Genomic DNA, 15684 nt, shown 5'->3' on the forward strand with positions numbered 1-15684 from the left:
AAGAACCGGCTGCACCTCGACGTGCACACCGAGCCGGGGCGCCGGGACGACGAGGTGGCCCGCCTCGAATCGCTGGGCGCCGCCGTGGCGCAGCACGTCAAGGAGCCGGGCGGCGAGTGGGTCGTCATGACGGACCCGGAGGGGAACGAGTTCTGCGTCCACTGACCGCCGGGAGCGGCTTCCCCGGCTGCCCGCCCAGAGCGGTCCCCTCCGCTGACCGCCCGGAGCGGAGCGGTTCACGCCGCCGGCTTCCGCAGCATCTCGACCAGCGCCGAGATGCTGTGGTCGCGATGTCCCTCGGCGACCGCCCGTCGCACCAGGTCGTTCATCGGGGCGAGCCAGGAGACATCGATGCCGCCCTCCTCGGCCATGTCCTGGTCGTACTCGGCCGCCGCGTCGAAGAGGCCTACCGTCGAAGCGGGCCGCGTGTAGTCGCCGGAGTCGATCTCCTGGGCCAGGGTCGGCAGGATCGAGGCGATCATCTCCAGCCACTTGACCTCGTACCGCACCATCGAGCCGACCTCCAACCCGCGCGCCTGGAGCAGCGCCGCCCCCTGGAAGAAGCCCATCAGCGCGGGGAGCAGCGTGCTGCCGACCGCCATCTCGTAGAGGGCGGCGAGGTCCGGCTCGGTGCCGAGGTGGACGGTGTCGCCGCCGAGCACCTTCAGCGTCTCCTCGTACGCGTCGAACGTCGCGCGGTCACCCGCGTAGTAGAGCAACGTGTCCGGCTTCCCCACGGCCCCCGGCACGTTCTTGACGGCACCGTCGAGGAACCGCGCACCGTGCCCGACCGCCCAGTCGGCCATCCCCCGAGCACCGGACGGGGCGCCGGAGTTGAGCGTCACCAGAGTGCGCCCGGCCAGCGCGGCAGCCGCCGGTTCCAGAGCGGCGAGCGTAGCCTCGTACGTCGTCAGGCAAGCGATGACGAGAGGGCTCGCGGTGAGCGCGTCCACGAGCCTCGTCGCGTGCGAGGCACCCTTCGCGACGAGCGGGGCCGCCTTCTCCGCGCTGCGGTTCCACACCGTCGTCTCGTGCCCGGCCTCGATGAAGGCCTCGGCCAGTGCCGTACCCATCAGCCCGAGCCCGACGATCGTCACGGGCGTACGTGCGCTCACCCCCGCACCCGTGCCTGTACCCGTATCCGCGCCTGCGCCTGCGCCTGCGCCCGCAGACATAGCCGTGCCCTTGGCGTCCGTCATGGTCCGACCCCGTTCCTGTAGTTGATCGCCTCCCCATGCTGTGTCGATCGCCACGAACCACTCAAGTACGCACTAATAAGTGCGTAGTTACCTTTGGGTGGGGGCACCCCCCGCTAGGCACGTCGGACCAGGAAGGCCCGTCCGCATGGCACCGCAGTCGCGCGCCCACCGCCTCCTCCTGGCTGTCTGCGGCGCCTTCGCCCTGCTGTCCCTCGTCCTGGTACCGCTCACCCTGCCCCTCGGCTGGGACGAGACCGTCTACGCGAGCCGCTTCGCGCCGTACGCCCCCGCCACGCCGTTCAGCGCACCCCGCACGCGCGGCGTGCCGTTCCTGATCGCGCCCGTGGCCACCTGGAGCGACTCCGTCGTCCTGCTCAGGGTGTGGCTGACGCTGCTCTCGACCACCGCCCTCTACCTGGGGTTCCGCCCCTGGCTGCGCTCCCTGGGGCGGCCGTCGGCGGCCGCGGTCGCCGCCGCGCTGTACGGCGGACTGTGGTTCGTGCTGTTCTACGCGAGCGCCGCCATGCCCAACCACTACACCGCCATGGGTGCCGTCGGAGCGGTCGGGCTCTTCCTGCGGACGCGCCAGTCACCCGCCACCTGCGCCGGAGTCTTCGCCGGTCTCGCCCTGGCCACCCTGATGCGGCCCAACGACGGTGTCGCGCTGGGCGCCCCCCTCCTGGTCGCCGCCCTGTTGGTCCCCGCGTGGCGGGGGTGGAGCCGGGTCCTGGCCGTGCTCGGCGGGCTCGTGGTGGGCGCGTTGCCGTGGATCGTCGAGGCGTACGTCCGGTTCGGCGGGCTCCGCGAACGGCTGACGGAGGCCAGTGAAGTGCAGGGGGACCTGCGCCCTCTGCTCTCCTTCGTCCATCACCTCACCGTCATGGACGGGCCGCTGCTCTGCCGCCCCTGCGACAGCGACGGCATCCGCCCTCTCGCGGCGGAGTGGTGGCTCGTGCTGCCCTTCCTGGTGGCGGTGGGGCTGTGGAGCGTCCGGGGCGGCGCCACGGACTTCCGAGCCACACCTCGCCGAACCACGGACTCCCGAGCCACACCCCGCCCAGCCACAGACTTCCGCAGCTGCCTGCTGGCCGTAGCCACCGCTCTGTGCGTCGCCCTCCCCTACCTCCTCCTCGTCCCCTACGCCGCCCCGCGTTTCCTCGCGCCCACGCACGCCCTGCTCGCCCCGGCCGTGGCCCTCGGCCTGCTCGCCCTCGGCGACAGCGCCCTCGCGTCCCGTCGGCAGTACGTCGCCACCGCCGCCCTCGGACTCGCCCTCCTCGGACATCTCTCCGTCCAACTCCCCCTCGCCCACAGCAACGCCAACATCCAGGCGGGCGCCCGGGGCGACTGGGCGCGAGTCGCCGAGGTCCTGCACGCGCACGGCGTCGGGGCCGAATCCGGAGCCGAAACCGGAGCCAGGAAAGCCCCTCCCTGCGTCCTGCGCGGCAACACCTCGGTGATCCCCGTCGCGTACGCCACCGGCTGCGCACCCGGCAGCCCCGGCGACCCGCGCCGACCCACCGCCCTGGTCCTGCGCGATGCGGAACCCCCGCACTGGGCTCGCACCTGGCCCCGCCACCGAGTGCCCGGCACCTATGCACCCGGGTGGGTCGTCCACGTACGCCCGTGAATGCGCGCACCGAACGAGCCCCACGCGCGCGTGGAGCCGCGGTACGCGCGACGCGCCCCCGCGCGGATGCGCACGCTATCCGGAACCCGCCGCCCGTTTTGCGGTCTTGACGTCACCTCAGTCCCACCCCCACCATCAGGCAACTCCGAACTCGTGCGCGACTCGCCGACGGTCCAGACGCAACGGGCCAAACACCCCGAGCAACCCACAACTGACCGCCGGAAAGCCGCAATTCACAGCCCAAACCCCACAACACGACAACCCCCACAGACAAGAACCGCGATGCGCGATCCGCGCACATCGCATACGAGTTCGCATGTCACCCACGGAAACCGGAGCCCCCCACATGAAACTCTCCGTTCCCGGACGTACCGCCGCGGCCGCAGTCATAGCCGTCGCCGGACTCCTCACGACCACCGCGATATCCAACGCGGCGCCCGCCCCCGAGGCGGCCGCCGCTCCCGACATCTCCGTCGAGAACGTCAAGGCCCACCTCGCCGACCTCCAGTCCGTCGCCGACGCCAACGGCGGCAACCGGGCGCACGGCAGCGCCGGTTACAAGGCCTCGATCGACCACCTGAAGAAGAAGCTGGACGACGCCGGATTCACCACCTCCGTCCAGGAGTTCACGGCGGGCGGTGAGACCGGCTACAACCTGGTCGCCGACTGGCCCGGCGGCGACGAGGGGAAGGTCGTCATGGCGGGCGCCCACCTCGACAGCGTCTCCGACGGCCCCGGCATCAACGACAACGGATCGGGCTCCGCCGCCATCCTGGAGACCGCGCTCACCGTGGCCCGCGAGAAGTACAAGCCCACCAAGCACCTGCGGTTCGCGTGGTGGGGCGCCGAGGAGATCGGCATGGTCGGCTCCTCGCACTACGTCGACAGCCTGGCCGGCGCCGACCGTTCGAAGATCAGCGCCTATCTGAACTTCGACATGCTCAGCTCCCCGAACGCGGGCTACTTCGTCTACGACGACGACCCCACGATCGAGAAGACGTTCAAGGACTACTACGCGGGCAAGAACGTCGCCACGGAGCCGGACACCGAGGGCGACGGACGCTCCGACCACGCGCCGTTCCAGCAGGCGGGCGTGCCGGTCGGCGGACTGTTCAGCGGCGCCGAGACCACCAAGTCGGCCGAGCAGGCGGAGAAGTGGGGCGGGACGGCCGGCGAGGCGTTCGACAAGTGCTACCACTCGGCCTGCGACGGCGTGTCGAACATCGACGGGACCGCACTGGACCGCAACAGCGACGCGGTCGCGTACGCGGTGTGGGGACTGTCCTCGTAGGCGGCGCGCAAGCGGCGTAAGCGGCACCCCCTGGACGACATTGCTTGCGCGTGCATATAGTGCACGCGCAAGCAATCGCCGCGCGCAAGCAACGCCGTGCGCAAGCACCCAAGGGGGATCCCATGACCCGCAAGTTCCTCTTCATCCTCGGCAGCGCCCGCCCCGAGGGCAACACGGAGATCCTGGCCCGCAAGGCCGCCGAACAGCTTCCCTCGGACATCGAGCAGCGCTGGCTGAACCTGGCGGAACTGCCGCTGCCCGACTTCGAGGACCGGCGCCACGACGGCACGCGCCCCCGGGCCCGCCCCCGCCCCGTCGGCGACAACGAAGCGACGCTCCTGGACGCCACCCTGGAGGCCACGGACATCGTCATCGTGTCGCCCCTGTACTGGTACTCGCTGTCGGCCACCGTCAAGCGCTACCTCGACTACTGGGACGCGTGGCTGGAGACTCCGGAGATCGCCTTCAAGGACACCCTGGAGAACCGCACCCTGTGGGGCGTGACGGCGCTCGCGCACCGCGAGGAGGAGGTGGCGGACCCGCTGATCGGCACGCTGCGCAACACGGCCGCCTTCTTCCCCATGCGCTTCGGAGGCGTCCTGCTCGGCAACGGCACCCGGCCCGGCCACGTCCTGGAGGACACCGAGGCCCTGGCGCGCGCCAAGACCTTCTTCGCGCAGGAGCCGCCGCTGGCCCGCTACCCGTACGACAACTGACGACAGCGCGCCGAGCGTGGGCCGTGCGCCATGACACCCTGCGCCATGACGCCCTCGCCGTGACGCATGACGCCCTACGCCATGACGTCCTTCGCCCCGAACCGCGCCCACGCCGCCGAGCCGAACACGGCCGCGTACAGCCCCTGCATCTGCAGGTTCTTGATGATGTCGTCCCAGTAGATCGGCTCGCGCATCAGATCGGCGAAGGACAGCCAGTAGTGCGAGAAGAAGTACGGGTGGAGGCCGTGCAGCTGCGGGATCTGGTCCAGGATCTGGACCGTGATCAGCAGTCCGACGGTCGTCGCCATCGCCGCGATGCCGCTGCTCGTGAGCGTCGAGACGAAGAGGCCGAGCGCCGCCACACCGATCAGTGACACGGCGACGACGAGAGCGATCAGCAGGGCCCGCAGCAGCCCTTCGCCGAAGCTCATGCGCGTGCCGGAGATCGTGGTGACCTCGCCGAGGGGGAAGAGCAGCGCGCCGGTCGCGAGCGCGGACACGGCCACGACCAGGGTCGCGACCAGGCAGAACGTCAGTGTGGTCGCGTACTTCGCGAGGAGGAGCCGGGTCCGTCCGGCGGGCGCGACCAGCAGGTAGCGCAGCGTGCCGGCGTTGGCCTCGCCCGCGACCGCGTCCCCCGCGACGACGCCGATCGCCATCGGGAGGAAGAACGGCAGGGTCGCGGCGAGCGCGGTGAAGACCAGGAACAGGCCGTTGTTGGTGATCTGCGCGATGAAGGCGGGCCCGCCTTCGCCGCCGCCCCCGCCGATCGTGGAGCCGTCACTGGTCTCGATCTTGACGGCGACGCCGACGAGGATCGGCACGGCGGCCAGCACCCCGAGCAGCGCGAGGGTCCGCCAGCGGCGGAACGTGATCCCGAGCTCGCTGCGGAAGAGGCCGAGCGTCCAGAGCCGACGGGGCTCCCGCGCGCCGCCCGCCGGTGTCGGCCCGGAGCCGTCCATGACCTCAACGGCCTCAGCCCGCGACATCGAAACCCTCTCCCGTCAGTGCCACGAACGCGTCCTCCAGAGAGGCCCGTTCGAGTCCGAATCCGCGGACGCGGACGCCCGCCCCGACCAGCGCGGCGTTCAGCTCGGCCAGCTCCACTTCCCGGCCGCTCTCGTCCTGGGACGGCGGTTCACCCGTCACCCGGTCCTCCGTCACGGTCAGGTCGGTCACGCCGTGCTCCTTCAGGACGCGCGCGGCGTCGCCCGCGTCCGGTGTCGTCACGACGAGCCTGCCCCGCGCGCCCGCGGCGAGTTCGGCGACCGGCCCCTGGGTGATCAGGCGACCCTGGGTCATCACGGCCGCGTGCGTGCAGACCTGCTCGATCTCGTCGAGGAGGTGCGAGGAGAGGAAGACGGTCGTGCCCTCCGCCGCCAGCTCCCGCACCAGGGTGCGGATCTCACGCATGCCCTGCGGGTCGAGGCCGTTGGTCGGCTCGTCGAGGACGAGGAGCCTGCGCGGCTGGAGCAGCGCGGCGGCGAGCCCGAGCCGCTGCTTCATGCCGAGGGAGTACGCCTTCGCCTTCTTGCCGGCGGCCGCGGTGAGCCCGACCCGGTCCAGCGCCGCCTCGGCCCGCGCGCGCCGGGTGCGGGGGTCGGCGGTCGGGTCGGCGGAGTCGTAGCGCAGGAGGTTGTCGCGGCCCGAGAGGAAGCCGTAGAGGGCGGGGCCCTCGATCAGCGCGCCCACGTGCGGGAGCACGCTGCGCGTGGCGCGCGGCATGGTGCGGCCGAGGACCTCGGCGTGGCCGGAGGTCGGCTCGATGAGGCCCATCAGCATGCGGATCGTGGTCGTCTTGCCCGAGCCGTTCGGCCCGAGGAAACCGAAGACGCTGCCCTCCGGGACGGTGAGGTCGAGCCGGTCGACGGCGAGGTGCTTTCCGTAGCGCTTGGTGAGCGCATGCGTCTCGATGACGTGTTTCACCGTGTCCACGGAGATCGCCATGTCGGCCGAGCCCGCGGAGTCCGCTTCGCCCACCGGAATGCCGTTGGTGCCCGGCACGTAGCCCTCCCTCTTCCGCTGTTCCGCTGTTCCGCTCTTCCGTCTCGCAAGTCGCGTCGGTCGCGTCGGTCGCGTCGGTCTCGCCAGCTCCGCGACGAAACGGATGGAAGGCGCCGACCCGGCACCTTCCATCCGCCGTACCCCTGGGTCGTGCGCACCTCAGGCGCGCATCCTCCTAGTGCGCGTCGTTCGCCGCTTTCACCAGCGCGTCCTTCGTGACCGCACCCACGTAGACCTTGCCGTCATCGGTGACGAGGGCGTTGATCAGGCGGGTCGAGAAGACCGTGCCGGAGCCGAACTTGCCGTCGACCTGGTCGCCCAGCGAGTCGATCAGCTTCTGCGCGTCCTGCGGGACGTCGCCCGAACCGGCCGTCGGCAGGCCCTGGCCACCTGGCAGCTTCAGTTCGGCGATGGTGCTCCAGCCCTCACCGATGATCTTCGGTTCGTTGAGGTCGCCCTTGCCGAACTCCGCGGCGTCCTTGTCCCCCTTGCCCTTGAAGTCGTGGCCTTCCTTGCCGTGCTGCTCGTCGGCCTCGGTGACCTTCGTGCCCTTGGGCGGCGTGAAGTCGAAGGTGGACGCGGACGGCTTGCCGAAGTCGACCTTCGTGAAGCCCGCGTCGACGACGGCCGCGCCCCCGGAGGACGGGGTCAGGGTGAACTTGAGCGGCGTACCGGTCTTCTCGTCCACCGCGACCGTGATCTGGCCGATCGTCGAACCGGACTCCTTCGGCTTGATCACCAGGCGGTACGCGTCGCGGCCCGCGACCTGTGCGGTGCCGTCGACCTTCACGGACGTGGTGTCGTCGACGGCCTTCAGGGCCTGCTCGGCGAACTCCTTGGGGGTCGAGGGCAGCTGCTCGCCGTCGAGCCCCTTCGGGACCCCCTCCTTGCCCTCGGCACCCTTGTCGTGCTTCTTCGAAGAGTCGTGTTTCGAAGAGGCGCCCTCGCCCTTGGCGTGGTAGGCCTCGTTCGACTCGCTGTCGTACGCCCACACGTCGTCACCGTTGTGGATCATGCTGTACTCGGAGGCGTCGCCGAGGACGGACACCTTCTGCTTGTCGGGGCCGTCGGCCGCGACGCGCAGCGTGTGCGTACCGGACGCCAGCTCCATCAGCTTGCTCTTGGGGTCGGCCGCCGAGCCCTTCTCGTCGCCGCCCTCCCCCCGGTCCGCGCCGCCGCCACCGAAGCCGCCCGCCATGCCACCGATCGACGGCAGGCCCAGGTCAGTGCTGATCTTGACGTTGCCCGACAGCTGCTGCGTGTCCGACGCGGCGATCTTCTCGATGAGCTCCTGCGCGGTGACCTTCGGCAGGTCCGGGTCGCCCGACGTGGCGAGCGCCGGGACGAGCCCGATGGTCGCCGCCGCCACCCCCGCCACCGCGATCGGGACCGCATAGCGGGCCGCCTTGCGGCGTCCTGCACGCAGTTCCCCGGCCTCGCTGGTGTCCTTCTCCGGTTCGTACGGTGCCATTGTCTGCCTTACCTCCGTGGTCGGCGGCGGCCTTACCTGTACGTGCCTTCGTCCACCCTGTGCCGCCATTCTCACCCGAATTGGTCAGGAGTGGTTGTTCTCGCTGGACTCCATCCGACCAAATCGGCCAGCAAGAAGCGTCAGACCCCGGGCGCAACTCCACGTACTGCCCTGGGATGACGTGAAACGGCGGCGCCTCCCCCATCCCGTAGGGGGTCGACACCGCCGATCGAAAGGTCCGGACCCTCAGCCCGCCCGGTGCACCACCAGGTCGCAGAGCTCCACCAGGGCCGCCTTCGCGTCGCCCTCCGGCAGCGGTCCCAGTGCGGCCCGTGCGCCTTCCGCGTAGCAGACCGTGTCCCTGCGGGCGTCCTCCAGCGCGGGGTGCGCGCGCAGCCTCACGAGGGCCTCCGCGTGCCGTGCGTCGTCCGTGAGGTCCGAGTCGAGCAGCTCGCACAGGGCGATGTCCTCGGCCAGGCCGAGCCGAGCCGCCCGCTCGCGCAGGCGCAGCACCGGCAGCGTGGGGATGCCCTCGCGCAGGTCGGTGCCCGGCGTCTTGCCGGACTCGTGGGAGTCGGACGCGATGTCGAGCACGTCGTCGGCGAGCTGGAAGGCGACGCCGAGCCGCTCTCCGTACTGGGTGAGGACGTCGACGACGGTCTCGTCGGCGCCGGACATCATCGCGCCGAACCGGCAGGCCACGGCGACCAGCGAGCCGGTCTTGCCCCTGAGCACGTCGAGGTAGTGGTCGACCGGGTCGCGGCCCTCGGCCGGTCCCGCGGTCTCCAGGATCTGGCCGGTGACCAGGCGTTCGAACGCCTCGGCCTGGATGCGGACGGCCTCCGGGCCGAGGTCGGCCAGGATGTAGGAGGCGCGGGCGAAAAGAAAGTCGCCGGTCAGGACGGCGACGGAGTTCCCCCAGCGCTGGTTGGCGCTCGGTACGCCCCGGCGCACGTCCGCCTCGTCCATGACGTCGTCGTGGTACAGCGTCGCCAGGTGCGTCAGCTCCACGACGACGGCGGAGGGCACGACACGCGGCGCGTACGGGTCGCCGAACTGGGCAGCGAGCATCACGAGCAGCGGACGGAAACGCTTGCCCCCGGCACGGACGAGGTGCTGGGCGGCCTCGGTGATGAAGGGCACCTCGCTCTTGGTGGCCTCGAGCAGGCCCTCCTCCACAGCCGCCAATCCGACCTGGACATCGGCTTCGAGAGCCTGGTCCCGCACGCTCAGCCCAAAAGGCCCGACGACGGTCACGAGAGGTTCTCCTGTCTGCTGACGATCACACGGCCAACTCGGTCGATCATTGGATCTCGGTCGATGACACGGGTTTGTCGATGTGTCGCTGCCATCACTCAAGTCAGCGTATCCGGTCGACTTTCGATCACGGCGAGCACCTGCCCGCCCGTCGCACGTCGCAGCCCTGGTCGGCGCGGTGCGAGAGGCCCCTTCCGCCCGCCCGGCACACCAGCCCGCGCGGCGACCGAAGCCCACCGGTATGTTCGTGATCAGCCCATACGACTGACAAGCCCGTCCTGCACCACAAGAACCGTATCGACCGGGAGAAGACTCTTTGTCCCGTACTACGGCCGAGTACGAGCCGCCCGCCGAGCCACCCGACGACCCCGCGCCGGGCGACGACCACGCGTTCTTCGGGCAGCCGCGCGGCCTGCTCACGCTCTCCGGCCTGGAGGTCTGGGAGCGCTTCTCGTTCCTCGGCATGCAGGCCATCCTCGTCCTCTACTTCGCCGACTCCGTCGCGAACGACGGCATGGGGATGGATGCCGGCACGGCCGCGTCGGTGTCAGCGGCGTACGGCACCCTGGTCTATCTGGTCTCCGTGGCCGGCGGCTGGCTCGCCGACCGCATTCTCGGCTCGTACCGCGCGGTGCTGTGGGGCGGCATCCTCATCGCCTGCGGCCACTACTCGATGGCCGTGCCGACGCCGACGATGACCTGGGTGGGCCTCGGCCTGATCAGCGCGGGCACCGGCCTGCTCAAGCCGAACGTCGCCTCGATGGTCGGCAAGCTCTACCGCACCGAGGACGAGCGCCGCGACGCCGGTTTCGCGCTGTACTACATGGCGATCAACGTGGGCGCCTTCGCGGGCCCGCTGATCACCGGCTGGCTCGGCGACCACAAGGGCTGGCACTGGGGCTTCTCCGCGGCCGCCATCGGCATGACCTTCGGTCTGGTCCAGTACGTCGCCGGACGGCGCCACCTCGCCGGACGCAAGGCCTCCGCGGAGTTCGCGCTGCCGCGGGAGGCGATGCGCCGCGCGGTGCTCATGATCGTCTTCGGCTGTGCCGTCGCCGCCGCGCTCGCGGGTCTCCTCGCCGCCGTCGGCTGGCTGACCATGGACCGCTTCGTCGACCTGCTCACCCTCATCTCGGTGATCGCGCCGATCGTCTACTTCGCGGTGATGTTCCGCAGCCCGCGCGTCACGGGCGAGGAAAGGCGCCGGCTGCGACCCTACGTAGTGCTGTTCCTCGCCTCCGTAGTCTTCAACTTCATCCTCTTCCAGGCGTACTCGACGATGATGCTGCTCGCCGCGTCGAACGCCGAGACGTCGATCCTCGGCTACCACTTCCCCGCCAGCTGGTACGCGTCCGCGCTGGGCGCCTTCGAGGTGGCGCTCGCGCCGGTCGTGGCCGCCGTCTGGGCGCGGATGGGCCCGCGCCAGCCGCACGCGTCCAACAAGATCGCGTTCGGTGTGATCCTGGGCGGCCTGTCGTTCCTCCTGATGGTGCTGCCCACGTCGGGGCACGCCGACAACACGTACAAGATGGCGGCCTGGTGGATCGTCGGCTCCTATCTGCTGCTCGGGCTCGGCGACATCCTCCTGGAGACCTCGGGGATGTCGGCGACGACGAAGCTCGCCCCGAAGGCCTTCGCCAGCCAGACCATGGCGCTGTGGTTCCTCTCCCTCGCGCTCGCCAACGGCATCCAGGCACAGGTCGTGAAGTTGTACGGAGAGGTCTCCAACCCCGCGTACTTCGGCGTGAACGGCGCGATCGCCGTGGTCGCGGGCATCGCCGTGATCACGCTGGCGCCGTGGCTGCGCCGCACCATGCACCCCGTCCACTGAGGACACCCCGTCCACTGAGGTTCCACTCATGCAGATCCGCGACTCCTACCCGTACGAGACCACCCGCGAGGACTTCCGCGTACCCCTCGCCGACGGGACCACGCTCTACGCGCGCGTGTGGCGCCCGGTCACCGACGAACCCGTCCCCGTGCTCCTGGAGTACCTCCCCTACCGCCTCAGCGACTGGACGGCGCCGCGGGACTGGCAGCGCCACCCCTGGTACGCGGGCCACGGCTACGCCTCCGTGCGGGTCGACGTCCGCGGGCACGGCAACAGCGAGGGCCTGCCCACCGACGAGTACTCGGCGCAGGAGCTGGCCGACGGCGTCGAGGTGGTGAACTGGCTGGCCGCGCAGGACTGGTCGAGCGGCAAGGTCGGCATGTTCGGCATCTCCTGGGGCGGCTTCAACTCCCTCCAGATCGCGGCGCTCGCCCCCGAGCCGCTCAAGGCGATCGTCACGGTCTGCTCGGCGGACGACCGCTACGACAACGACGTGCACTACATGGGCGGTTCCGTCCTGGCGGTGGACATGCACGCGTGGGCGGCGACGATGCTGGCCTTCGTGTCCCGCCCGCCGGACCCGTACTTCGTGGGTGACGCGTGGCGCGAGATGTGGCTGACGCGCCTTGCGGCCGTCGAGCCCTTCATCCACACCTGGCTGGACCACCAGACCCGGGACGACTACTGGCGGCACGGCAGCGTCTGCGAGGACTACTCCGCGATCGGCGCCGCGGTCCTCGCGGTCGGCGGCTGGCACGACCCGTACCGCGACACGGTCCTGCGCCTCGTCGAACACCTCCCCGACGACCAGGTACGAGGACTCATCGGCCCCTGGTCGCACCAGTACCCGGACCGCGGCCTGCCGCCGGGCCCCTCGATCGGGTTCCTCCAGGAGACCCTGCGCTGGTGGGACCACCACCTCAAGGGCATCGACACCGGGGTGATGGCCGAGCCGAAGCTCCGCTCCTGGATCAGCGACTCGCACCCGCCGGCGACGGTCTACCCGGAGCTGCCCGGCGGCTGGGTCGGCGACCCGTCCTGGCCGTCCCCGAACGTCACCCCCGTCAGCTACGCCCTGCAGGGCACGCCCGTCGTCGTCGACTCCCCCCAGCACACGGGCCTGGACGCGGGCCGCTACTTCCCCTTCGGCAACGACGCCGACCTGCCGCCGGACCAGCGGGACGAGGACGCGAAGTCGGCGTGCTTCGAGTTCGAGGTCCCTGCCCGGGTACGGATCCTCGGGCGCGCCAAGGTGACCCTGCGGCTGCGGATGGACGTGCCGTACGGCCAGGCCGTCGCGCGCCTCTGCGACATCGCGCCGGACGGCTCGTCCACCCTCGTCACCCGGGGCGTGCTGAACCTCTCCGCGCGCAACGGCCGGGACCGCGTCGACGCCTGGCCCCTCGGTGCCACCGAGGACGTGACCTTCGAGCTCAACGGCATCGGCCACACCTTCCCGCCGGGGCACCGCATCCGTCTCGCCGTGTCCTCCGCCTACTGGCCCTGGATCTGGCCGCAGGCGGACTCGGTGGGCTTCACCCTGGAGCCGGTGGGCAGCGCCCTGGAACTGCCGGTCCGTGACGGCGACTTGGATCCGTCGATCACCTTCGGGCCCGCCGAGCAGTCGGAGCCGCTGGGCGTGGTGTATCCGGCGACCCTGGACGAGCAGCGGCCCGAGCGTCTGGTCGTACGCGATGTCGCCAAGGGCGAGTGGCGGCTCGAGGTCGACCCGCGGTACGGCGGCACGCGCGTGTACCCCGACGGGCTCGAGTTCACCGAGGACGCCCTGGAGACGTACACGATCCAGGAGGACGACCCGCTGAGCGCCCGCACCCGCTCGGACTGGACGATCCGCCTGCACCGGCCCGACCTCGGCTGGGACACGCGCGTCGAGACGCGCTCGGAGATCACCTGCGACGCGGCGGACTTCATCGCCTCGAACGAGGTGGTGTGCAAGGACGGCGACGAGGTCGTCTTCCACCGGACCTGGGAGCAGCGGATCCGGCGGACGGCGGGCTAGGAACGGCCCCGGGACCGCAGCAGACGTTCGAGGACGACGGCGATGCCGTCGTCCTCGTTCGAGAGGGTCAACTGATCAGCCACAGCTTTTAGTTCCCCGTGGGCGTTGGCCATGGCCACCCCGTGTGCGGCCCACAGGAACATGGGGATGTCATTGGGCATGTCCCCGAAGGCGATCGTGTCGGCGGCCGTCAGGCCGAGCCGCTCGGCGGCCAGCGCGAGCCCGGTCGCCTTGGTCACCCCGCACGGCTGGAGCTCCACCGTGCCGGGCCCCGACATGGTCACCGACGCGAGCGAGCCCACCGCGTCCCGCGCCACCGCCGCCAACTCGTCGTCCGCCAGTTTCGGATGGCGCAGCAGCACCTTGCTGATGGGCTCCTCCCACAGCACGTCCCGCTTGGGCACCCGCACGGCGGGGAGCGTGGGGTGCGGCATCTCGTAGCCCGGCTCGATGAGCGTGAGGCCCTCCACGCCGTCCTGGTCGACGGCCGCGTGGACCTGCCCGACCTCCGCCTCGATCTTCCCGAGCGCGGCCTCGGCGAGCTCGCGGTCGAGCGTCACCGACCACTCCATCCGGTTCGCCCCGGCGTCGTACAGCTGGGCGCCCTGGCCGCAGACGGCCAGGCCGTCGTAGCCGAGTTCGTCGAGGAGGGGCCGCACCCGTGGGGCCGGGCGGCCTGTCACCACGAGGTGCCGGGCGCCCGCCTCGCCCGCGGCGGCCAGCGCCCGCCGCGACCGGTCCGAGACCGTGTCGTCGCCGCGCAGCAGCGTCCCGTCCAGGTCAGTGGCGATGAGTGCATATGCGAGGGGAGCGGACATGATCCAGAGAATACGGATCCTGGGCCCGGCCGGAAGCTGCTTGGCAAGGTGCGCATACGCATGGGTGTGACCGGACCGCACCGAGGGCCCGCCGGTTCACCGGAAAGTGGAGGATTACATTCCGGCATGCCCCGTTCCGACTATGCGCGCACCACCTGGGGTACCGCGCCGGGACGCTGCCGCGCGGGTCGCCCCGAACCCCGCCGCACGCCCCTGCCCGTCAGTCACAGGCGGCCGACACATGCCGCGCCAGGCGCGGCGAGGCGAATTCCGTACCGCACACGAACCGCATCACCGGGCCGAACGACGAACCACCCAGCATCCCGGTGAAGTAGAGCCCGGGGACGGACGAGGCGAACCCCGCGCCCAGCTTCGGCGTACCGCGGCTCGCCGCGAGACGGGCGCGCAGGCCGTGGCCGAGGAAGTCCAGCGCCGCGAGGTCCACGCGGTAGCCGGTCGCGGCGATGACGTGGTCGGCGGAGAGCTCCGCCACGCGGCCGCCCTGCGTCTCCACCGTCAGGACGGGCTGCCCCTGCGCGATACTCGCGGCCCTGATCCGGCGCACCTCGTGCGTGCGGACCTTGCCCTCGAAGCGGTCCCGCAGCCACCATGCGCCGAGCGGCCCCAGAATGCGCCGGACCAGGAAGTGCCGTGCCTGGGGCGGCAGGTGGCGGTACGGATCGGCGTGGTAGCTGATCGCGTACAGCGACCAGGCGCGCCCGAAGGGCGATTCGGGGCGGAACTTCGGCTGCCGCCAGGGCGGTTCGCCGAAGGCGACCGCCCGCTTGCCGCGGGCCACCACCCTCACCTGCGCGCCCGCCTCGGCGGCGAGCACGGCCGTCTCCAGAGCGGACTGACCGGCCCCGACGACGATCAGGTCGCGTCCCGCGAAGCGGGTCAGGTCGTGGTGCTGGGAAGTGTGCGAGACGGGCCCGGTGGGGGAAGGCCCGTCCGGCACCGCACCGGCGAGCTCGCGCGGCAGCCGCGAGAGGCCCGACAGGCCCGTCGCCACGATGACCGCGCGAGCCGTGAACTGCTCTCCGGAGTCCAGCTTCAGATCGAAGCCGCCCGGACCGCCCGAGGCGCGGCGGTCCACCGCGACGACCCGCACGCGCTCCAACTCGGGGACGAGCCGGTGCTGGAACCACTCTCCGTAGGCCACGAAGGTCTCGATCGGGATGATGTCCTCGTCCGTGACGAGGCGCCGGATGCCGGCCGCGTCGCAGTAGTCGGCGAGGGTGTGGCCGCGCTGCGGCGCGTCGATGCTGGACGCGACGGGGGTGGACTTCAGCAGCATCCCTCGGGGCATGTGGGCGCGCCAGCTCACCATCGGATCGCCGAACACCCGCACCGGAATGCCGCGCGCCCGCAGATGGGCGGCGGTGGACAGGCCGTACGGCCCGGCTCCGACGACTGCTACCGGTTGCGTCACGAAGTCCCTCCCCAG

General features: G+C 71.0%; 13 protein-coding genes. 6 read left to right on the forward strand and 7 right to left on the reverse strand.

Annotation, left to right across the window (positions count from 1 at the left end; genetic code table 11):
- On the forward strand, positions 1 to 165 hold a 165-nt coding region (locus tag AOK03_RS43790; protein WP_279616305.1), incomplete at its 5' end, for a VOC family protein.
- A 71-nt stretch (positions 166 to 236) separates the two neighbouring features.
- On the opposite strand, the gene AOK03_RS05455 is transcribed toward AOK03_RS43790, so the two are convergent.
- Positions 237 to 1073: an NAD(P)-dependent oxidoreductase gene (locus tag AOK03_RS05455; protein ID WP_055564039.1), complete on the reverse strand. Its 837-nt coding sequence runs from the start codon at positions 1071 to 1073 to the stop codon at positions 237 to 239.
- A 271-nt stretch (positions 1074 to 1344) separates the two neighbouring features.
- Here AOK03_RS05455 and AOK03_RS41720 point away from each other — a divergent pair, with 271 nt between their 5' ends.
- The 3 genes from AOK03_RS41720 (at position 1345) to AOK03_RS05470 (ending at position 4836) form a co-directional block, all read left to right on the forward strand.
- Positions 1345 to 2829: a hypothetical protein gene (locus AOK03_RS41720; RefSeq protein WP_244177493.1), complete on the forward strand. Its 1485-nt coding sequence runs from the start codon at positions 1345 to 1347 to the stop codon at positions 2827 to 2829.
- 346 nt (positions 2830 to 3175) lie between these two features.
- A complete protein-coding gene (locus tag AOK03_RS05465; protein WP_055564012.1) occupies positions 3176 to 4120 on the forward strand; it encodes a M28 family metallopeptidase in 945 nt (314 codons plus the stop codon).
- Positions 4121 to 4242: 122 nt separating this feature from the next.
- Positions 4243 to 4836, forward strand: a complete 594-nt coding sequence (locus AOK03_RS05470; RefSeq protein WP_055564013.1) for a flavodoxin family protein — start codon at positions 4243 to 4245, stop codon at positions 4834 to 4836.
- Between the two features lie 74 nt (positions 4837 to 4910).
- On the opposite strand, the gene AOK03_RS05475 is transcribed toward AOK03_RS05470, so the two are convergent.
- The 4 genes from AOK03_RS05475 to AOK03_RS05490 all read right to left on the reverse strand — a co-directional run bounded on the left by AOK03_RS05475 (position 4911) and on the right by AOK03_RS05490 (position 9568).
- Positions 4911 to 5825, reverse strand: a complete 915-nt coding sequence (locus AOK03_RS05475; RefSeq protein WP_055564014.1) for an ABC transporter permease — start codon at positions 5823 to 5825, stop codon at positions 4911 to 4913.
- A complete protein-coding gene (locus tag AOK03_RS05480; protein ID WP_055564041.1) occupies positions 5812 to 6783 on the reverse strand; it encodes an ABC transporter ATP-binding protein in 972 nt (323 codons plus the stop codon). The genes AOK03_RS05475 and AOK03_RS05480 overlap by 14 nt, the downstream gene beginning before the upstream one ends.
- A 232-nt stretch (positions 6784 to 7015) precedes the next feature.
- The gene (locus AOK03_RS05485; protein ID WP_055564015.1) at positions 7016 to 8311 is read right to left on the reverse strand and encodes a LolA family protein; all 1296 of its coding nucleotides are present in this window, start codon (positions 8309 to 8311) and stop codon (positions 7016 to 7018) included.
- 246 nt (positions 8312 to 8557) lie between these two features.
- Positions 8558 to 9568, reverse strand: a complete 1011-nt coding sequence (locus AOK03_RS05490; protein WP_055564016.1) for a polyprenyl synthetase family protein — start codon at positions 9566 to 9568, stop codon at positions 8558 to 8560.
- 316 nt (positions 9569 to 9884) lie between these two features.
- On the opposite strand from AOK03_RS05490, the gene AOK03_RS05495 reads away from it, so the two are divergent.
- Both AOK03_RS05495 and AOK03_RS05500 read left to right on the forward strand, forming a co-directional pair.
- Entirely contained in the window at positions 9885 to 11399 is a 1515-nt protein-coding gene (locus tag AOK03_RS05495; RefSeq protein ID WP_055564017.1) for a peptide MFS transporter, read from the forward strand.
- Between the two features lie 28 nt (positions 11400 to 11427).
- Entirely contained in the window at positions 11428 to 13419 is a 1992-nt protein-coding gene (locus AOK03_RS05500) for a CocE/NonD family hydrolase (protein ID WP_055564018.1), read from the forward strand.
- Here AOK03_RS05500 and AOK03_RS05505 read toward each other — a convergent pair.
- A complete protein-coding gene (locus AOK03_RS05505) occupies positions 13416 to 14237 on the reverse strand; it encodes an HAD family hydrolase (RefSeq protein WP_055564019.1) in 822 nt (273 codons plus the stop codon). The two genes, AOK03_RS05500 and AOK03_RS05505, sit on opposite strands and share 4 nt — an antisense overlap.
- A gap of 220 nt (positions 14238 to 14457) precedes the next feature.
- Positions 14458 to 15669 carry an FAD-dependent oxidoreductase gene (locus AOK03_RS05510; RefSeq protein ID WP_055564020.1) on the reverse strand — a complete coding sequence of 404 codons (1212 nt, stop codon included), beginning with the start codon at positions 15667 to 15669 and terminating at the stop codon, positions 14458 to 14460.
- Between the last annotated feature and the right edge of the window lie 15 nt (positions 15670 to 15684).

Source organism: Streptomyces atriruber, assembly GCF_001418325.1.
Taxonomy (GTDB): domain Bacteria; phylum Actinomycetota; class Actinomycetes; order Streptomycetales; family Streptomycetaceae; genus Streptomyces; species Streptomyces atriruber.